The organism is Pseudomonas sp. LBUM1652 (assembly GCF_059716105.1).
Map to the genome: position 1 here is coordinate 1,655,524 of NZ_CP166804.1, position 19,760 is coordinate 1,675,283.

Consider the following 19,760-nt stretch of genomic DNA (forward strand, 5'->3'; position numbering starts at 1 on the left):
TGCGCTGGCTACAGTCGCTCCATCGACTGAACGCATGTTCATGCGACCAACAACTACAAAAAGCCCGCCCTGTCACTTCCGCAGGGCACATACCGGCAGCAAAGGAACCTTCACATGACCCGTCCAGATTCCGCCCTGGTTTTGTCCAGTGCCATCGCCAAAAGCCGGCTGCGCCTGCTGCCGTTTCTGATCCTGATGTACATCCTCGCCTTCATCGATCGCTCCAACGTCGGCTTCGCCAAAGCGGCGCTGCAAGCCGATACCGGGCTCGGGGATGCGGCGTTCGCCTTCGGTGCGAGCATCTTTTTCATCGGTTATGCGTTCTTCGAAGTACCGAGCAACTACATGCTCCATCGCCTCGGCGCCAAGGTCTGGCTGTGCCGGATCATGGTCACCTGGGGTCTGGTGTCGGCGGCGATGATGTTTGCCCACAACGCCGAAACCTTCTACGTCCTGCGCTTCATGCTGGGTGTGGCCGAAGCCGGTTTCTTCCCGGGGATCATCCTTTACCTCACCTACTGGTTCCCGGCGCAGAGCCGTGGCCAGGCCCTCGGTCTGTTCTATTTCGGCCTGCCGCTGGCGCTGGTGTTGGGCAGCCCTTTGTCCGGTTGGTTGCTGGAGTTCCACGGCGTGTTCGGCCTGACCAACTGGCAGTGGCTATTCGTCGTTGAGGGGCTGATGGCTTCGGTGGTGGGCATCGCTGCTTACTTCTACCTGGTCAACCGTCCGGCTCAGGCGACATGGTTGAGTGTCGAAGAAAAGCAGGCACTGCAAACTGCACTCGATGAAGAAGATGCAAAGAAAAAAGACTCCAGCCCCCACGGTTTCCTGAGCGCCTTGCGCAACCCGCGAGTGCTGCAATTCTGCCTGGCGTATTTCACCATTCAGATGAGCGTTTATGGCGTGGTGTTCTACCTGCCAACCCGCATCGCCGGGTTGCTCGACGGTCATGTCGGTTTGAACGTGGGCCTGATCACCGCGATCCCGTGGATCTGCGCGCTGATCGTCACCCGCATCGTCACCCGCTACGCCGACCGCACTGGCCAGCACCGTCGTCTCGCCGTGTGCATGTTGACCATGGCCGCCCTTGGCATCGCGGCGTCGGCATTGGGTACCAGCATGATGCCGGTGGTGCTCGCTTTCTGTTTCGCTGCCGCCGGATTCGTCTCGGTGCAGCCACTGTTCTGGACCATACCCACCAGTTACCTCAGCGGTGCCGCCGCAGCCGGCGGGATCGCCCTGATCAACTCCATCGGCAACCTCGGCGGCTTTGTCGCACCGAACCTGAAAACCGTGATGGAAACCTCCTTCGCTGACCCCCGTGCCGGCATGTTCGCCCTGGCGCTGGTAGGCCTCGTTGGCGCGGTTCTGTTGTCCCGACTTCGCACCACCCAAACCCCTGTTTCTCCCTCGCAGCTCACACCGGCTCAGGTTGGCTGATCACTACTTAAGCGTTAGCAAGGAACCGTATTCATGAAAATCAAAGCGATCCGTACCCGCGTCTTCGAATGGAAAGGCAAAGTCGTGCCACCGCAAGCGCACTTCTGCACCAACGCCAGCGACATCCTTTTTGAGCGTGGCGACGCCATGGGCTCGTTCCGTTTCCACGGCTGGCTGGTGGTGGAAATCGAAACCGACACCGGTCTGGTCGGCATCGGCAACTGTGCGCTGGCGCCGCGCGTGGCCAAGGAAATCATCGACACCTATCTGGCACCGATTGCCATCGGCGAGGACCCCTTCGACAACGAATACATCTGGCAGAAGATGTACCGCCAGAGCCACGCTTGGGGCCGCAAAGGCATCGGCATGGCGGCGATCTCGGCCATCGATATCGCCATCTGGGACATCATGGGCAAAGCGGTGAACAAACCGGTGTTCAAACTGCTCGGTGGGCGCACCAAGGAAAAGATCTGGACCTACGCCTCCAAGCTCTATGCCAATGACAACCTCGACCTGTTCCTCGAAGAGGCGCAGGGCTATCTGAATCAGGGTTTCACCGCGCTGAAAATGCGCTTCGGTTATGGCCCGAAAGACGGCCCGGCGGGCATGCGCAAAAACATCGAGCAAGTGCGCGCCCTGCGTGAACTGGCCGGCCCGGACATCGACATCATGCTCGAGTGCTACATGGGCTGGACCCTCGAATACGCCCGCCGGATGCTGCCGAAACTGGCCGAGTTCGAGCCGCGCTGGCTGGAAGAACCGGTGATCGCCGACGACATCGAAGGCTACATCGAGCTGAAAAAAATGGGGATCATGCCGATCTCCGGTGGCGAGCATGAATTCACCTCCTACGGCTTCAAGGATTTGCTGGAACGCCGCGCCGTCGACGTGATCCAGTACGACACCAACCGCGTCGGCGGCATCACCGCCGCGCGCAAGATCAACGCCATGGCCGAAGCCTGGTCAGTGCCGGTGATCCCCCATGCCGGGCAGATGCACAACTACCACCTGACCATGTCCACCACCGCCTCGCCGATGGCCGAGTTCTTCCCGGTGTTCGACGTCGAAGTCGGCAACGAACTTTTCTATTACGTGTTCAAGGGCGAGCCGCAACCGGTCAACGGCTATATCCAGCTCGACGACAACAAGCCGGGCCTGGGCCTGGAAATTTCTGATGAGTACTTGAACGACTTCAACATCATCGAGTGATCTGTCGGGCGTCGCCTGCGGGCGGCGCCCTCCATGCATTTCCGGAGGTCGCATATGCGCCTGATTCAATTTGAAAACACCGCCGGCCAGCGCCTCGTCGGGCTCGTTGAGGGCACGCAGGTTCACGTCGTGCGCAACACCGTCAGCACCCGCGAACTGGCGCTGGCGGCGATTCGTGCCAGCCATGGTCTGCAAGAGCAAGTCGCCCTGCGCGGCACTGAACTCGGCCCCGATTACGCCGAGCTGCTGCAACAGGGCCGCGTCCTGCCGCCGCTGGATCACGAAGACCCGGCCCATTGCCTGATCAGCGGCACCGGCCTGACCCACTTGGGCAGCGCCTCGGCACGGGACAAAATGCACCAGCAGGACGGCGCTGTTGAAGCGGGCATGACCGACACCATGCGCATCTTCAAGTGGGGCATCGAGGGCGGTAAACCGGCGGCCGGTGACGTCGGTGCGCAGCCGGAATGGTTCTACAAAGGCGACGGCAACATCGTCGTGCGCCCCGGCGCGGATTTTCCGGTGCCGCCATTTGCCGAAGATGCCGGAGAGGAGCCGGAATTGGCCGGCCTCTACGTGATTGGCGACGATGGCCTGCCGTATCGCCTCGGTTATGCGCTGGGCAACGAATTCTCCGATCACGTCATGGAGCGGCGCAACTACCTGTATCTGGCCCATTCCAAGTTGCGCTTCTGCGCCTACGGCCCGGAGCTGCGGGTCGGTGCGTTGCCCACCGATCTGTCAGGCACCAGCCGCATCCTGCGTGACGGCGAAGTGCTGTGGGAGAAGCCGTTCCTCAGTGGCGAAGACAACATGTGCCACAGCCTCGCCAACCTCGAATTTCATCACTTCAAATACGCGCAGTTCCTGCGTCCAGGCGATGTCCACGTGCATTACTTCGGCACCGCCACGCTGTCGTTTGCCGACGCTATCAAGACCCGCCCCGGCGACCGCTTCCAGATCAGTCTCGACGCGTTCGGCGCGCCGCTGGAAAACGGCATCGGCGAAAGTGCCCAGCCGCTGGCCATCGGTCAGGTACGTGCGTTGTAAAGCCCAATTGTTTGAGGAATTCCCATGACATCGCTACTGGGTCACAACTACATCGGCGGCCGCCGCAGCGCTCAAGGCAGCGTGCAGCTGCAAAGTCTCGACGCCACAACGGGTGAGGCGCTGCCGGGGCATTTCGTCCAGGCCACCGAAGCCGAGGTGGACGCTGCTGCCAAAGCCGCCGCCGCTGCCTATCCGGTTTATCGCAACCTCAGTGCAGAAAAACGCGCGGTGTTTCTCGATGCCATCGCCGATGAAATCGACGACCTGGGGGATGACTTCGTCGCTACCGTATGCCGTGAAACCGCGCTGCCCGCCGCCCGTATCCAAGGCGAGCGCGGGCGCACCAGCGGCCAGTTGCGGCTGTTCGCCAAAGTCCTGCGCCGGGGTGATTTTTATGGTGCGAGGATTGATCGGGCGTTACCTGAACGTCAGCCGTTGCCACGTCCGGATCTGCGCCAGTACCGCATCGCCCTCGGTCCGGTGGCGGTGTTCGGCGCGAGCAACTTTCCGCTGGCGTTTTCCACGGCCGGTGGCGACACCGCCTCGGCGCTGGCCGCCGGTTGCCCGGTGGTGTTCAAGGCCCACAGCGGCCACATGACCACGGCCGAGTGGGTGGCGGACGCGATCATCCGCGCCGCCGAGCGCTGCGAAATGCCCGCCGGCGTATTCAACATGGTCTACGGCGGCGGAGTCGGCGAATGGCTGGTCAAACATCCGGCGATTCAGGCTGTGGGTTTCACCGGTTCGCTCAAGGGCGGCAATGCCCTGAGCCAGATGGCCGCGAGCCGCGCGCAACCGATCCCGGTATTCGCCGAGATGTCGAGCATTAACCCGGTGTTCCTGTTGCCTGAAGCGCTGGAAGTACGCGGCGAGCAGATTGCCGCGCAACTGGCGGGTTCGGTGACGCTCGGCTGCGGGCAATTCTGCACCAATCCCGGTCTGGTGATCGGTTTGCGCTCGCCGCAGTTCAGTACGTTTGTCCGGCGCTTTTGCGCCAACATGAACGGGCAACCGGCACAGACCATGCTCAATGCCGGCGCCTTGGCCAGTTACAGCAAAGGCTTGGGCGAGTTGCACGAACATCCGGGGCTGACGCACCTGGCCGGTCATCCGCAACAAGGTACTCAGGCCCAGCCGCAGGTGTTTCAAGCCCACGTCAGCCTGTTGCTCAACGGTGATGCGCTGTTGCAGGAAGAAGTCTTCGGCCCGACCACCATCATTATTGAAGTGGAGGATCAGGCGCAGTTGGCGCAAGCGCTGCAAGGCTTGCGTGGGCAACTGACGGCGACATTGATCGGTGAGGCGGGGGAGTTGCTGGAGTACCGCTGGCTGGCCGAGCAGCTACAGGAAAAGGTCGGGCGGATTCTGTTCAACGGTTATCCGACCGGGGTCGAGGTGTGTGAGGCGATGGTGCATGGCGGGCCGTATCCGGCGACGTCGGATCCGCGCGGAACGTCGGTCGGGACGTTGGCGATTGATCGCTTTTTGCGGCCGGTCTGCTTTCAGAATTACCCGGATGCGTTGTTGCCCGAGGCATTGCAGGATGCTAATCCGCTGGGGATTAGGCGTTTGGTGGATGGTGAGGTGAGTGCGCTGGCGCTTTAAATCCTCAGTGACTGTGCTGGCGTCTTCGCGAGCAAGCCCGCTCCTACAGTTGGAACGCATTTCCCTGTAGGAGTGAGCCTGCTCGCGATGGCAATTTCAGCAGCCACGCTGTTCTAGCGGGCCGTCACCTCAGCCGATTTCACCACCGCCGGCTTCAACACCAGCCACAACGCCAGTGCGATCAACACCCCGCCATACAGATGTGCCATCGACAGCGGCTCATCCAGCAGCAGCGCCCCCCACAACACACCGAACGCCGGGATCATGAAGGTCACGGTCATCGACTTCACCGGCCCGATGGAGCTGAGCAGACGGAAGTAAATGATGTAGGCAAACGCCGTGCAGCCCAAGCCCAATCCCAGCAGCGACAGCCAGACATTCCAGCCGCCCCAGCTTGCCGGTGGTGCGGTCATCACGCTGTAGCCGAACAGCGGCAAGAGAAACAGCGTTGCCCCGAGCATGCTGCCCACCGCCGAGAGTCGACTATCGAGCCCGCCGCTATGATCCAGCCAGCGACGGGTGAGGAAACCGGCGAAACCGTAGCAAGTGGTGGCAAGCAGGCAGGCGAGGGCGCCCATCAACAATTCCAGATCGAAAGCCACGGGGCCTGCGCGCGTGAGAACGCCGACACCGAACAAGCCAAGGAACACGCCACTGAGCTTGGCGACGGTAAGTCTTTCACTGAAGAACAACCCGCCAATCAGCACGCCCATCAACGGCGTGGTGGCGTTGAAGATCGCCGAGTAACCCGCCGGCAACACCTGCGCCGCCACCGAATACAGCGTCGCCGGAATCCCCGAATTGATGACACCCAGCAGCATCACGGTTTTCAGCTTGCCCTTGAAATCCCAGCTGATGCGCATCAGCCCAAGGATCACCAGCAGACCGACGGCCGCAATCGACACGCGCAAGAACGCCGTCGGAATTGTGCCGATCACCGGCGCAATAATGCGCATGAACAGGAAGCTCGCGCCCCAGATGGCTGCCAGCGACAGCATGCGGAAAATATCGACGGGGCTCACGGTGGCGCTCCTTGCTTGATCGGGACGAGAGTGTTGCCGAGCGCCCTGACGATGGCAACCGCTAATCAGGCATTTAATTTTGGTCTGACCGGTCCATTGTTTACGCCGGCAACGAATAATCCCTGCCGTGTGCAACCACGACGCGGTTTTGGCAGAAATTGCACTTCTCCTCGGGCCGGTTCCGTGGCTAAGCTCAAGCATTCCGAATGCACGCAGAGGTTTCATCTATGCCGCAGCCATGGCCAGCCACCGACATCGCCCGCATGATCCTCGATGGCTTCGACGATTACCGCGAGCATTTCCGCCGGATCACCGACGGCGCGCGGGAGCGCTTCGAGCAGGCGCGCTGGCAGGAGATCCAGACGGCATCGGCGGCGCGGATCAACCTCTACGAAGAAAAGGTCGGCGAAACCATCGCTCGCCTGCGTGAGTATTTCGACGACGAAACGCTGATGGATGTCAGTTGCTGGCCGCTGGTGAAAAGCGCCTACATCAGCGTCATCGACCTGCGCTTCGACGATGAGCTGTCCGAGACCTGGTACAACTCGATTTTCTGCGGGCTGTTCAGCCATGACCTGATCAGCGACGGCTGCATGTTCATCCACACCACCCGGCCCAGCCTGCGCCGTGCCCGCGCCGCACAAACCCGCACGTACAAACCGCAGGGCCAATTATCGGGGATGCTGGCGAGCATTTTTGCCGACTACCGCTTCAGTGAGGATTACGCCGATTTGCCGGGCGATTTGCTCAGACTCGAAGCGCAATTGCGCGAGAACCTGCCGGACTGGGTATGCAAAGACCCGGAACTGAGCGTCGAGCTGTTTTCTTCGGTTTTGTATCGCAACAAGGGCGCGTATCTGGTCGGGCGCATCTATACCCGTGACGAGCAGTGGCCGCTGGTGATCCCGTTGCTGCACCGCGAAGGTCGCGGAATTCAGATCGACGCGCTGATCACCGACGAAGCCGATGTGTCGATCATCTTCTCCTTCACCCGCTCGTATTTCATGGTCGACGTGCCGGTGCCGGCGGAGTTCATCGGTTTCCTGCGGCGGATCCTGCCGGGCAAGCACATTGCCGAGCTGTACACCTCGATCGGCTTCTATAAACACGGCAAGTCCGAGTTCTACCGGGCGCTGATCAACCACCTGGCCAACACCGACGACCAGTTCATCATGGCCCCCGGCGTGCGCGGCATGGTCATGAGCGTGTTCACCCTGCCGGGCTTCAACACCGTATTCAAAATCATCAAGGACCGCTTCTCACCGTCGAAAAACGTCGACCGCGCCACGGTCATCGAGAAGTACCGTTTGGTGAAAAGTGTCGACCGGGTCGGGCGCATGGCCGATACCCAGGAATTCGCCGATTTCCGCTTTCCGCTGAGCAAGTTCGATCCGGCGTGCCTTGAAGAATTGCTTGAAGTCGCGCCGTCCACGGTGTCGGTGGAAGGCGACACCGTGCTGATCCGCCACTGCTGGACCGAACGACGGATGACCCCGCTCAACCTGTACCTGGAAAACGCCAACGATGCGCAGGTACGCGAGGCGTTGGAGGATTACGGCTTGGCGATCAAGCAACTGGCGGCAGCGAACATCTTTCCCGGCGACATGCTGCTGAAGAACTTCGGCGTCACCCGTCACGGACGGGTGGTGTTTTATGACTATGACGAAATCTGCTTTCTGACCGAGGCCAACTTCCGCCACATCCCGCAACCTCGTACGCCGGAGGACGAAATGGCGTCGGAGCCGTGGTATTCGATCGGGCCGCTGGATGTCTTCCCCGAAGAGTTTCCGCCGTTTTTGTTTGCCGATTCCGGTCAGCGCAAGTTGTTCGATCAGTTGCATGGGGAGTTGTATAACGCCGATTACTGGAAGAGCTTGCAGGAGGCGATTCGGGCGGGGAAGGTGATTGATGTGTTCCCGTATCGGCGCAAGGGCCTGGATAACGAATAATTTTCAAGTGAACACTGTGTGGCGAGGGGATTTATCCCCGATGGGGTGCGAAGCACCCCTAAAACCATTCAGCGCAGATGTGACAGATCGGCTTTGATATCCAGTTGGCGACTGCTGCGCAGCCGATCGGGGATAAATCCCCTCGCCACAAAAGCACCTCACAGTCGTGTTCAGTGCCGCAAATCTGCGACAATCGCCCCCCTGCGCCACTAGACGACCGAATTGCGTACCCGATGACCGACGAATCGCCCTCCATCGACAAATTGTTGAAAAACCTCGATCACGCCATGCTCGCCGACCGTCACCGGTTGCGGCGGCAGTTGCTTGAGCTGCGCAAGAAACCCGACGAGGCCAAGCTGGCCCAGTGGGTGGCGCGCATGCAGGCGTCCTGCGATCAGGTGTTGGCGCGCAAGGCCAGCCTGCCAGTGATCCGTTACGACGACAGCCTGCCGATCGCGGCCAAGCGTGACGAAATCAAAAAGGCGCTGGAGCAGCATCAGGTGCTGATCATCGCCGGCGAAACCGGCTCGGGTAAAACCACGCAGTTGCCGAAAATCTGTCTGGAAATCGGTCGCGGCCAGCACGGCTTGATCGGCCACACCCAGCCACGCCGGATCGCGGCGCGCAGCGTTGCCAGCCGGGTTGCCGAAGAGCTCGGCACGCCGCTGGGTTCGCTGGTCGGCTATCAGGTGCGTTTCGAAGATCAGAGCGACTCCAACACCCTGATCAAACTGATGACTGACGGCATTCTGCTGGCGGAAACCCAGAACGACCGGTATCTGGAACGCTACGACACGATCATCGTCGACGAAGCCCACGAGCGCAGCCTCAACATCGATTTCCTGCTCGGTTACCTGAAAACCCTGCTGCCGCGCCGCCCGGATCTGAAAGTCATCATCACTTCGGCGACCATCGATCTGGAGCGCTTCTCCAAGCACTTCGACGATGCGCCAATTGTCGAAGTCTCCGGCCGCACCTTCCCGGTGGACACTTGGTATCGCCCGCTGACCCTGGAGCAGGACGAAGAGGGCAACCGCGTCGAAGACGACCTGACCGTGGATCAGGCGATTCTCGCCACTCTCGACGAAATCGCCGCTTACGAGCGCAGCGAACGCCGCAGTCCGGGCGACGTGCTGGTGTTCCTGCCCGGCGAGCGCGAGATTCGCGACGCCGCCGACATGCTGCGCAAGGCCCAGCTCAAACACACCGAGATTCTGCCGCTGTACGCGCGCCTGTCGCCGGCCGAGCAGCAGCGGATTTTCCAGTCGCACCCGGGTCGACGTGTGGTGCTGGCGACCAACGTTGCCGAAACCTCGCTGACCGTGCCGGGCATCCGCTACGTGATCGACAGCGGCACCGCGCGCATCAGCCGTTACAGCTACCGCGCGAAGGTACAGCGCCTGCCGATCGAAGCGATTTCCCAGGCCAGCGCCAATCAGCGTAAAGGTCGTTGCGGTCGCGTCGAGCCGGGTATCTGCATACGTTTGTACAGCGAAGAAGATTTCCTCGGTCGCCCGGAATTCACCGATCCGGAGATTCTGCGCACCAACCTTGCTGCGGTTATCTTGCAGATGCTGCACCTGCGCCTCGGCGAAATCACCGCGTTCCCGTTTATCGAGCCGCCGGACGGCAAGGCGATCAGCGACGGCTTCAACCTGCTGCAAGAACTCTCGGCGGTGGATCGCAACAGCCAGTTGACCCCGTTGGGTCGCCAGTTGGCACGCCTGCCGGTCGACCCGCGCATGGGCCGCATGCTGCTGGAAGCGGCGAAGCTCGGCAGCTTGCAGGAAGTGCTGATCGTCGCCAGTGCCATGTCGATTCAGGACCCGCGCGAACGTCCGCCGGAGCGCCAGCAAGCGGCGGATCAGGCCCACGCGCAATGGAAGGATGTTGATTCCGACTTCGCCGGGCTGGTCAATCTGTGGCGCGGTTTTGAAGAGCAGCGTCAGGCGCTGACTGCCAGCCCGCTGCGCAACTGGTGCCGCAAGAATTTCCTCAACTACCTGCGTCTGCGCGAGTGGCGTGACTCGCATCGGCAGTTGAGCCTGATCTGCCGCGACATGCAGTTGAGCCTCAATAAAGAGCCGGCGGATTATCCGAAACTGCACAAGGCCGTGCTGGTGGGTTTGCTCAGCCAGATCGGCCAGAAAACCGAGGACGGCGATTACCTCGGCGCGCGGCAGCGGCGCTTCTGGATTCATCCGTCATCGGGCATCGGCAAGAAGCGCCCGCAATGGCTGATGACCGCCGAGCTGGTGGAAACCACCAAGCTGTACGCGCGCATGGTGGCGAAGATCGACGCAGACTGGATCGAGCCGCTGGCCGGGCATCTGATCAAGAAAAATCACTTCGAACCGCACTGGGAGAAGAAGCGCGGGCAGGTCGTGGCGTTTGAGCAGATCACTCTGTTCGGCCTGATCGTGGTCGGTCGCCGGCCAGTGCATTACGGCCCGGTTGATCCGGTGGTCTCGCGTGAGTTGTTTATCCGCGAAGGTCTGGTGCGTGGCGAGATTCAGTCGCGGGCCAAATGCCTGACCGCCAATAAACAACTGCTGGAACAGCTCGACGAACTGGAAGCCAAGGCCCGACGTCGCGACATCCTCGCCGACGAAGAAACCCTGTACGCCTTCTACGATGCGCGGCTGCCGGCGGAGATTCATCAGACCGCGACCTTCGACAGTTGGTATCGCATCAACAGCCAAAAAGATCCGCAGCTGTTGATCATGCGCGAAGAAGACGTGCTGGCCCGTGAGGCCAGTGAAGTCACCGCGCGGGACTACCCGGACACGCTGCACATCGGCGATCTGGAACTGGCCCTGACTTACCACTTCGAACCCAATCACCCGCGCGACGGCGTGACCCTGCGCGTGCCGGCGCCGCTGCTGCCGATGCTGCCACCGGAGCGTCTGGAATGGCTGGTGCCGGGGCTGATAGAGGCCAAGTGCATCGCCCTCGTGCGTAACCTGCCGAAAGCCCTGCGCAAGAACTTCGTACCGGTGCCGGACTTCATCAAGGCTGCATTGCAACGCATGACCTTCGCCGAGGGTTCGCTGCCCCAGGTGCTCGGGCGTGAGCTGTTGCGCATGACCGGCGCGCGGGTCAGCGACGAGGCGTGGGCGGAAGCCGCGCAGCAAGTCGAAGGGCATCTACGGATGAACCTGGAAATCGTCGACGGCCAGGGCAAGTTCCTCGGCGAAGGGCGGGATCTGGCCGAACTGACTGCACGCTTCGCTGAGGCGAGTCAGGCCGCGTTGGCGGTGCCGCAGAGCGCGAAAAGTCAGCAACCGGTGGAAGCCAGGGTTTTCGCACCCGTAGCGGAAAAGACTCAGCAGAAAATCGCCGGGCTGTCGATGACGGTCTATCCGGCGCTGGTTGAAGAGGGCGGTACGGTCAAGGAAGGGCGGTTCTCGACCCCGGCCGAAGCCGAGTTCCAGCACCGTCGCGCCTTGCAGCGTCTGTTGATGCAGCAATTGGCCGAGCCGGCCAAATTCCTGCGTGGCAAGTTGCCGGGGCAGACCGAACTTGGCTTGCTCTATCGTGAATTGGGCCGTGTCGATGCGCTGGTCGAAGACATTCTGTTGGCCAGCCTCGACAGCTGCATTCTCGATGGCGAAGACCCGCTGCCGCGTGACGGCGCAGGACTGGCAGCCCTGGCCGAACGCAAACGCGGCAGTTGGACCGAACACGCCGAGCGCATGGCGCGGCTGACGCTGGAGATCCTCAAGCTCTGGCACGGTCTGCAAAAACGCTTCAAGGGCAAGATCGACTTGGCGCAAGCCGTGGCGCTGAACGACATCAAGCAGCAGATCAATAATCTGGTCTATCCGGGGTTTGTCCGGGAAACGCCGATGCAGTGGCTCAAGGAGCTGCCGCGTTATCTGAAAGCGGTCGAGCAGCGTTTCGAGAAACTCGGCGCGCAGGTGCAGAAGGATCGGGTCTGGAGCGGCGAACTCGCCGGCCTGTGGGCGCAATACCATACCCGTGCGGCCAAACACGCGCAGGAAGGCAAACGCGATCCGCAGCTTGAGCTGTATCGCTGGTGGCTGGAGGAATACCGGGTGTCGCTGTTCGCCCAGCAGTTGGGGACAAAAGTGCCGATTTCCGACAAACGCCTGAACAAGCAGTGGACCCAGGTCGAACCCTGACACAGAAGCTCAAACAACCTCTGTGGCGAGGTGATTCATCCCCGATGGGTGGCGAAGCCGCCCCAAAAACCATGAACTAAGCGTGCCAGTTGTACCGAGTGGGATGGTTTGACGACTGCTTCGCAGCCGATCGGGGATAAATCCCCTCGCCACACAAGCCAGCACAGGGGATAGGCGTTGTGCCTGAGAAAGGCGCCAAAACCTCGGGTTTATGGCAAACTTCGCGACCATAAACGCCGCTTTCGCGACCCAGAGCCTTCGGCGCGGTCACGGATCGGAATAAAGCGATGCCAGGTTTGCGTCCCCCGGATGGGAATAGACCCTTTGTGTGTTGGTACGACGGTTCCAGCACTTTCTGCCTGAACAGATTAGAGAAACGACCATGCATAACGTCGTCATCAGCGGCACCGGCCTGTACACCCCGGCCAACAGCATCTCCAACGAAGAGCTGGTGCAGTCTTTCAATACCTACGTCGCCCAGTTCAACGCCGACAATGCCGACGCCATCGCCAGCGGCGAAGTCCAGGCCCTGACCGAATCCAGCGCCGCGTTCATCGAAAAAGCTTCGGGCATCAAAAGCCGCTTTGTCATGGACAAGGACGGCATCCTCGACCCTGCGCGAATGGCGCCACGTCTGCCGGAGCGTTCCAACGACGAATGGTCGGTACTTTGCCAGATGGCCATCGGCGCTGCCGAGCAAGCCTTGCAGCGTGCCGGCAAGACCGCCGCGGACATCGACGGCGTCATCGTCGCCTGTTCCAACCTGCAACGCGCCTACCCGGCCATCGCCATTGAAGTCCAGGAAGCGCTGGGCATTCAGGGTTTCGGTTTCGACATGAACGTGGCCTGCTCCTCGGCGACTTTCGGCATCCAGGCCGCGGCCAACAGCGTGCAACTGGGCCAGGCCCGGGCGATCCTGATGGTCAATCCGGAAGTCTGCACCGGTCACCTGAACTTCCGTGACCGCGACAGCCACTTCATCTTCGGCGACGCCGCCACTGCGGTGATCATCGAGCGCGCTGATCTGGCAACGTCCAGCCACCAGTTCGACGTGGTCAGCACCAAACTGCTGACCAAGTTCTCGAACAACATCCGCAACAACTTCGGCTTCCTCAACCGCGCAGCGGAAGAGGGCATAGGCACCCGCGACAAACTGTTCGTGCAGGAAGGCCGCAAGGTGTTTAAAGATGTTTGCCCGATGGTCGCTGAACTGATCGGCGAGCATCTTCAGGAAAACCAGCTCAACGTCGGCGATGTGAAGCGTTTCTGGCTGCACCAGGCCAACCTCAGCATGAACCACCTGATCGTGCGCAAACTGCTGGGCCGCGAGGCTACCGAAGAAGAAGCGCCGGTGATCCTCGACACCTACGCCAACACCAGCTCTGCCGGGTCCGTGATTGCTTTTCACAAATATCAGGATGATCTGGCCAGCGGTTCGCTGGCGGTACTGAGTTCGTTCGGTGCGGGTTACTCGATCGGTAGCGTGATTCTGCGCAAGCGTTGAAAAACGGTTTAATTTCCGCTTAATCGCGCTGACCTTTCCTACATCCGAATCGGCTGGAACGCTGTAGTTTTCGGAAATCGCGGCAGGAGACGCTTTAGGCGAATCCTGCCGCTATCTTTTTCGGAGTCGGAACAAGGAGATTGATGGATGGCGGCTGACGACACCCAACTGCTCGCGCGTTTGCTGGCAGGCGAGCAACGGGCTTTCAAGGAACTGGTCACGACTTATCAGAGTGCGATGCGCGCCGTCGCGTATGCGATTGTCGGCCAGCGTCATGTCGAGGAAGTGGTGCAGGATGCCTGGCTCTCGGTGGTGCGTCATATTGGCAGCTTCGAAGGCCGCTCCAGTCTCAAAACCTGGTTGCTGACCATCACCGCCAACTCAGCCAAAAGTCGTTACAAACTCAATCGCCGCGAAGTGCTGATGGATGACCTGCCATCGCCCCACGGCACCATCGACGACGGCCGTTTTTCTCCCGGGGACGGCCATTGGCTGGTCGCACCGTTTGCCTGGCACCAGGACACTCCCGAAGCGTTGTTGACCGAAAGCGAACTGCGCGAATGCCTGGAACACACGCTGTTGAGCCTGTCGGAACTGCAAAGCAGTGTGCTGTTGTTGCGCGAACGTCAGGGGCTGGAGCTGGAAGAGATCTGTAATCTTCTGGAGATATCGCTCTCCAATGTCCGCGTGCTGCTGCATCGGGCACGTTTAAAGGTCTTCGCGACCGTGGAACATTTTGAGGAGACAGGGGAATGTTGACCTGCAAGGAGCAAGTGGCACGATCCAGCGATTATCTCGATGGCCAGTTGAGTTTTCGGGAAAGACTGATGGTGCGTCATCACCTGATGTTCTGCGCCAATTGCCGGCGTTTCATTCGTCAGATGCGTCTGATGCAATTGACGCTGAAGGCGCTGCCGGAGCACCCGGTGGAGGATGTCGATGCGCTGGCCGAGCGTCTGGCCAAGCAGCGGCGGGACGACAGTCCCTGAGGGAAATGCAGGCTGGCACGGTTAAAGCTCACGGATGATGGGGATCGCCATAATCGCACCAGACTGTTGAAACACCTCAAACATTGCGCCCGGATGAGAAGCGCAACGCCTGAGATCTGTTGCTCTGTGGCTTAAAACTTCGCTTCCGCGTCCAGCTGCAGAGTGTTGGTGTCTGCATCACGCTGTGTACGGCTGGAGAAGTCGGCCTTGGTCAGGTAGTACGTCGCGCCAAGGGCGAAGTTCTTGTCGATGTCGTAACCGACCTTGAACTTGTGGCCACGCGAACCGGTAGTACCGTTGGCGAAGTCGGAGTCGGTGAAGGCGCCGACTACAGCGTTGCGCTGCACGTCACGATAGTTGTAGTCGAGGTTGAAACCGAAGACCTTCGACTTGGCGCCGAGCAGCCACGCAGTGTCCTGATCGGTCACGGCGTCGTTGTTCTTCACGTACTGGCCGTAGAACGACAGCGGCATTGGCAGACCGCCGATGTCGATCTGGCTGAAGCCTTCGTACAGGCGGAACTCGTTGTTCGCCGAGTTGCCATTGACGGCCAGGGCGCACGGCGTGGAAGTACCGGTGCAACGGCTGTCTTCGTCGTTCTGGTAGGCGTAGACACTGCCACCCACCGTCAGCTTCAGGTTATCGGTGATGGTGAAGCGGCTACCCAGTTGGCCGGCGGTCATGCGCAAATCGTGACGGAATTGCACGCCGTCGCCATCGACGTTGTCCTTGAGGTTGTAGTTACCCAGGCTGCCGAACAGTTCGGCGCTGCTGCCCAATGGGTATTTGTAAGTAACAGCCAGACCTTCAGGGTTGATGTCGCCATCCCAGATCACGTCGCCCATGCTGACCCACGGTTGCAGCATCTTGCCGCCGATCACGTGCAGGTTCTTGATTTGATCGGGGTGGTAATCGATGTAACCCAGGTCGAGCCAGATCTGCTTCTTGTCGAAGTAGTTGTCCTGATCCTGGTTGGTCGAACGGGCGTCATCGCCGCCGCCGGTGGCGATACGGATGCCAGTGTCGACTTGCGGGTTGATCTCGGTGTAGGCACCCAGACGGGCACGGATGCGCTGACGATCCTTGTCGCGGCCGCCGTTGTTTGGTTCGCCGTCGATCTTGATGGTTTCCTGACGGATACGCACGTCGCCCTTGAACTGGGTCTTGGCAGCCCAGGCCAGTTTCTGGTCGAAGGCACTTTGTTCGGTGGTTTTCTTCGCGACAGCCGCGACTTGTTCGTTGGTCTCTTGCTGCGCCTGCTGGGCGATTTGCTGAGCCTTCTGATCCTTGGCCAGTTCAGTTTGCAGCTCGATGTACTGCGACTGGGAAATCGAACCGTTAGCCTTGAGCATGTCGAGCAGTTTGGCGTCGACTGCGGCACTGGCCGGAACGCTCATGGCCAGCAACAGGCCACCGCACAGGGCCGCCGCAGTTTTCGTGGAAGCAAGACGCATAGCAATCTCCGAAGATGAGAGGGATGGCTGAACCATCCTGGGCACAACCGACGGTTGAAGGTCGGAAAACAGTGTCCGGGTAGACCCCGGCGCTCTAAAAACAGGCGCCAGTATCGCGATGGTTTATGACAGAGCGGTGGCACAGTGATGGCAGGTTGATGACGATGCACGGTGCGCGTGAACTATCGATCTAGAGCGCTGTCGCTCAATGGCGGGTGTGCAATGCAACGCAATCGGCGATACTCGCCGGGCGCTGAAACCCAGATGTGGAGACTTGTTGATGCCGTTGCAACGCCTGCAGAACCTGTCAGAAATCGCCCCGTCGGAATGGGATGCTCTGGTGCCCGAGAGTCAGCCATTTCTGCGTCATGCGTTTCTCAGTGCGCTGGAAGACAGCGGCAGTGTCGGCCCGCACAGCGGTTGGCAACCCGAGCATTTGCTGCACATCGAAGATGATCGACTGATCGCGGCGCTACCCAGTTACCGCAAGTGGCATTCTTACGGCGAGTACGTGTTCGATCACGGCTGGGCCGATGCCTGCGCCCGCGCCGGGATCGACTATTACCCCAAGTTGTTGACGGCGGTGCCATTCAGTCCGGTCAGCGGCCCAAGGCTGTTGGCGGCGAACGTCGAAGATGGTTTCGAGCTGCTCAAAAGCCTGCCGGGTTATCTGGAAATTGAAGAGCTTTCCAGCGCCCACATCAACTTCACCGACCCTTTCACTGATGCCGCCATGGCCGAGCAACCGGGTTGGTTGCAGCGCATCGGCTGTCAGTATCACTGGCAGAATCGCGGCTATCGCGACTTCCAGGATTTTCTCGATGTGCTCAGTTCGCGCAAGCGCAAACAGATGCGCAAGGAGCGCGAGCAAGTGGCGGGGCAGGGCTTTGAGTTTGAATGGCTGGAAGGGCGCGAGCTGAACGAGGCGCAGTGGGATTTCGTCTATGCCTGCTATGCCAACACCTACGCAGTGCGCCGGCAGACGCCCTATCTGACTCGGGAGTTTTTCAGCCTGCTGGCCGAGCGTATGCCCGAAGCGATCCGTGTGGTGCTGGCCAAGCAAGGCTCACGGCCGGTGGCCATGGCCTTCAGTCTGGTCGGGGGTGACAGCTTTTACGGACGCTACTGGGGGTGTCTGGCCGAGTTTGATCGGCTGCACTTTGAGACCTGTTTTTATCAGGGCATGGATTACGCGATTGCCCAGGGTTATCAGCGTTTCGATGCCGGCGCTCAGGGTGAGCACAAACTGATTCGCGGCTTTGAACCGGTGATCACGCATTCGTGGCATTACCTGCGGCATCCGGGTTTGAAAGCGGCGGTCAAAGACTTCCTGCACCAGGAACGCGCCGGTGTGCTGGCCTATGCCGAAGAAGCGAGAGCAGCCTTGCCCTACCGCCAAACCTGACTCCCCCTGCTCGCGAAGGCGTCGTGCCGCCACAAAGGATTTTGGCTGAACTGACGCTTTCGCGAGCAGGCTCGCTCCCACAGGTTTTGTGTCGGGCAGGGAAATCAATCGATCCCGACAAACCCTCCAGTCTGGTGTGCCCACAACCGCGCATACAGCCCGCGATGGGCCAGCAGCTCGGCGTGGGTGCCGCTCTCGGCGATCTTGCCGTTTTCCAGCACCACCAGCCGATCCATGCGCGCGATGGTCGAGAGGCGGTGGGCAATCGCGATCACGGTTTTGCCCTGCATCAGGGTTTCCAGGCTTTCCTGAATCGCTGCTTCGACTTCCGAGTCCAGGGCGGAGGTCGCTTCGTCCATGATCAGGATCGGCGCGTCCTTGAGCAGTACCCGCGCAATGGCGATGCGCTGACGCTGGCCACCGGACAGCTTCACACCGCGCTCACCGACATGCGCGTCGAACCCGGTGCGGCCTTCAGCGTCCGACAACAACGGAATGAACTCATCGGCGCGGGCCTTGTGCACGGCGTCCCACAGCTCTGCGTCAGTGGCGTCAGGCTTGCCGTACAGCAAGTTGTCGCGGATCGAGCGGTGCAGCAGCGAGGTGTCCTGAGTGATCATGCCAATGCGCGCGCGCAGGCTTTCCTGGCCGACTTCGGCGATGTTCTGGCCGTCAATCATGATGCGCCCGCCTTCAACGTCGTACAGGCGCAAGAGCAAGTTGACCAAGGTCGATTTGCCGGCGCCGGACGGCCCGATCAGACCGATTTTCTCACCCGGCTTAATGTTCAGGTTGAGGTCGCCGATGATGCCTTTCTTCTTGCCGTAGTGAAAATCCACGTGCTCGAAACGCACTTCGCCATGGGCCACTGCCAGCGGTTTGGCCTGTTCGTGATCGGTGACGCTGACCGGTTGCGAGATGGTGCGCAAACCGTCCTGGACCATGCCGATGTTTTCGAAAATGCCGGTGACCACCCACATGATCCAGCCGGACATGTTGACGATGCGGATCACCAGACCCGTCGCCAGGGCAATCGCGCCGACGGTGATCAGCGATTGCGTCCACAGCCACAGGGCCAGCGCCGTGGTGCCGACGATCAGCAAGCCGTTCATGGCGGTGATCGCCACGTCCATGCTGGTGACCACGCGGCCGGCCATTTGCGCTTTGACGGTCTGCTCTTCGATGGCTTCTTTGGCGTAGTGCTGTTCGAAATTGGTGTGGGCAAACAGCTTCAGGGTGGCGATGTTGGTGTAGCCGTCGACGATTCGGCCCATCAGTTTGGAGCGCGCGTCGGAGGCTTCCACCGAGCGGTCTTTCACCCGTGGCACGAAGTAATACAGCGCGCCGATATACGCTGCGATCCATATCAGCAACGGGATCATCAGGCGCCAGTCGGCCTCGGCGAACAGTACCAGCGCGCTGACCGCATAGATCACCACGTGCCACAGCGCATCCACCGCCTGCACCGCCGAATCACGCAGCGAGTTGCCGGTTTGCATGATGCGCTGGGCGATACGACCGGCGAAGTCGTTCTGGAAGAAGTTCAGGCTCTGCTTGAGCACGTAGCTGTGGTTCTGCCAGCGAATCATGCTGGTCATGCCCGGGCTCAGGGTCTGATGCACCAGCAAATCATGCAGAGCAAAGAAGATCGGGCGCAGCACAAGCGCAACCACCAGCATCCAGGACAGTTCGAGGGCGTGGTCGCTGAAGAAATTCGGGTTCGGCGTGCCTTGGGCCAGGTCGATGATGCGGCTCAGATAACTGAACAGCGCCACTTCGATCAGCGCGGCAAACAGACCGACCACCAGCAGAGCGGCAAAACTTGGCCAGACCTGCTTGAGGTAATAGGTATAGAAGGGGAGCACACGATCCGGCGGGGATGCCGTCGGGGCGTCGCGGAATATGTCGATCAGTTGTTCAAAACGGCGATAGAGCATCAGATAACCGCCCGGAGTACGGGCTCTCCTTTTATCGGTGTGAGCGGCGCG

13 protein-coding genes are annotated in these 19,760 nt (G+C 60.6%); 10 read left to right on the plus strand and 3 right to left on the minus strand.

The window, feature by feature from the left end; genetic code table 11:
- Positions 1-114: 114 nt before the first annotated feature.
- From ACA069_RS07560 to ACA069_RS07575, 4 genes are read left to right on the plus strand one after another with little or no spacing between them, the layout of a single operon-like run.
- On the plus strand, positions 115-1,440 hold the full coding sequence (locus ACA069_RS07560) for an MFS transporter (RefSeq protein WP_497616926.1): 1,326 nt from the start codon (positions 115-117) through the stop codon (positions 1,438-1,440).
- 33 nt (positions 1,441-1,473) lie between these two features.
- On the plus strand, positions 1,474-2,649 hold the full coding sequence (locus tag ACA069_RS07565) for an L-rhamnonate dehydratase (RefSeq protein WP_497616928.1): 1,176 nt from the start codon (positions 1,474-1,476) through the stop codon (positions 2,647-2,649).
- 54 nt (positions 2,650-2,703) lie between these two features.
- Positions 2,704-3,699, plus strand: coding sequence for an AraD1 family protein (gene araD1 / locus ACA069_RS07570; protein ID WP_497616929.1), 996 nt, complete (start codon positions 2,704-2,706; stop codon positions 3,697-3,699).
- Positions 3,700-3,723: 24 nt separating this feature from the next.
- Complete coding sequence (locus ACA069_RS07575) at positions 3,724-5,304, plus strand: aldehyde dehydrogenase (NADP(+)) (RefSeq protein WP_497616931.1); 1,581 nt, start codon at positions 3,724-3,726, stop codon at positions 5,302-5,304.
- A gap of 113 nt (positions 5,305-5,417) precedes the next feature.
- Here ACA069_RS07575 and ACA069_RS07580 read toward each other — a convergent pair whose 3' ends face one another.
- Entirely contained in the window at positions 5,418-6,326 is a 909-nt protein-coding gene (locus tag ACA069_RS07580) for a DMT family transporter (protein ID WP_401266568.1), read from the minus strand.
- Positions 6,327-6,553: 227 nt separating this feature from the next.
- On the opposite strand from ACA069_RS07580, the gene aceK reads away from it, so the two are divergent.
- From aceK to ACA069_RS07605, 5 genes are all read left to right on the plus strand, one after another.
- The gene (aceK, locus tag ACA069_RS07585) at positions 6,554-8,275 is read left to right on the plus strand and encodes a bifunctional isocitrate dehydrogenase kinase/phosphatase (protein ID WP_401266570.1); all 1,722 of its coding nucleotides are present in this window, start codon (positions 6,554-6,556) and stop codon (positions 8,273-8,275) included.
- Positions 8,276-8,508: 233 nt separating this feature from the next.
- Positions 8,509-12,420 (plus strand): ATP-dependent RNA helicase HrpA, encoded by a 3,912-nt coding sequence (gene hrpA / locus ACA069_RS07590; protein ID WP_497616932.1) that lies wholly within the window; start codon positions 8,509-8,511, stop codon positions 12,418-12,420.
- A 382-nt stretch (positions 12,421-12,802) separates the two neighbouring features.
- On the plus strand, positions 12,803-13,924 hold the full coding sequence (locus ACA069_RS07595; RefSeq protein ID WP_497616934.1) for a beta-ketoacyl-ACP synthase III: 1,122 nt from the start codon (positions 12,803-12,805) through the stop codon (positions 13,922-13,924).
- Positions 13,925-14,071: 147 nt separating this feature from the next.
- Positions 14,072-14,683 (plus strand): RNA polymerase sigma factor, encoded by a 612-nt coding sequence (locus tag ACA069_RS07600; protein WP_489878454.1) that lies wholly within the window; start codon positions 14,072-14,074, stop codon positions 14,681-14,683.
- Positions 14,677-14,913 (plus strand): anti-sigma factor family protein, encoded by a 237-nt coding sequence (locus tag ACA069_RS07605; protein WP_497616935.1) that lies wholly within the window; start codon positions 14,677-14,679, stop codon positions 14,911-14,913. The genes ACA069_RS07600 and ACA069_RS07605 overlap by 7 nt, the downstream gene beginning before the upstream one ends.
- 131 nt (positions 14,914-15,044) lie before the next feature.
- Here ACA069_RS07605 and ACA069_RS07610 read toward each other — a convergent pair whose 3' ends face one another.
- Positions 15,045-16,367: a putative porin gene (locus tag ACA069_RS07610; RefSeq protein ID WP_401266584.1), complete on the minus strand. Its 1,323-nt coding sequence runs from the start codon at positions 16,365-16,367 to the stop codon at positions 15,045-15,047.
- A gap of 280 nt (positions 16,368-16,647) precedes the next feature.
- On the opposite strand from ACA069_RS07610, the gene ACA069_RS07615 reads away from it, so the two are divergent.
- A complete protein-coding gene (locus tag ACA069_RS07615; RefSeq protein ID WP_497616937.1) occupies positions 16,648-17,772 on the plus strand; it encodes a GNAT family N-acetyltransferase in 1,125 nt (374 codons plus the stop codon).
- Positions 17,773-17,876: 104 nt separating this feature from the next.
- On the opposite strand, the gene ACA069_RS07620 is transcribed toward ACA069_RS07615, so the two are convergent.
- Positions 17,877-19,709: an ABC transporter ATP-binding protein gene (locus ACA069_RS07620; RefSeq protein WP_401266590.1), complete on the minus strand. Its 1,833-nt coding sequence runs from the start codon at positions 19,707-19,709 to the stop codon at positions 17,877-17,879.
- Between the last annotated feature and the right edge of the window lie 51 nt (positions 19,710-19,760).

Coding starts and splice junctions, on each gene's coding strand:
- aceK (WP_401266570.1), top strand. CDS start 6,554: ATGCCGCAGCCATGGCCAGCCACCGACATCGCCCGCATGATCCTCGAT.
- ACA069_RS07595 (WP_497616934.1), top strand. CDS start 12,803: ATGCATAACGTCGTCATCAGCGGCACCGGCCTGTACACCCCGGCCAAC.
- ACA069_RS07610 (WP_401266584.1), bottom strand. CDS start 16,367: ATGCGTCTTGCTTCCACGAAAACTGCGGCGGCCCTGTGCGGTGGCCTG.
- ACA069_RS07620 (WP_401266590.1), bottom strand. CDS start 19,709: ATGCTCTATCGCCGTTTTGAACAACTGATCGACATATTCCGCGACGCC.
- ACA069_RS07575 (WP_497616931.1), top strand. CDS start 3,724: ATGACATCGCTACTGGGTCACAACTACATCGGCGGCCGCCGCAGCGCT.
- ACA069_RS07615 (WP_497616937.1), top strand. CDS start 16,648: ATGCCGTTGCAACGCCTGCAGAACCTGTCAGAAATCGCCCCGTCGGAA.
- ACA069_RS07605 (WP_497616935.1), top strand. CDS start 14,677: ATGTTGACCTGCAAGGAGCAAGTGGCACGATCCAGCGATTATCTCGAT.
- araD1 (WP_497616929.1), top strand. CDS start 2,704: ATGCGCCTGATTCAATTTGAAAACACCGCCGGCCAGCGCCTCGTCGGG.
- ACA069_RS07560 (WP_497616926.1), top strand. CDS start 115: ATGACCCGTCCAGATTCCGCCCTGGTTTTGTCCAGTGCCATCGCCAAA.
- ACA069_RS07600 (WP_489878454.1), top strand. CDS start 14,072: ATGGCGGCTGACGACACCCAACTGCTCGCGCGTTTGCTGGCAGGCGAG.
- ACA069_RS07565 (WP_497616928.1), top strand. CDS start 1,474: ATGAAAATCAAAGCGATCCGTACCCGCGTCTTCGAATGGAAAGGCAAA.
- hrpA (WP_497616932.1), top strand. CDS start 8,509: ATGACCGACGAATCGCCCTCCATCGACAAATTGTTGAAAAACCTCGAT.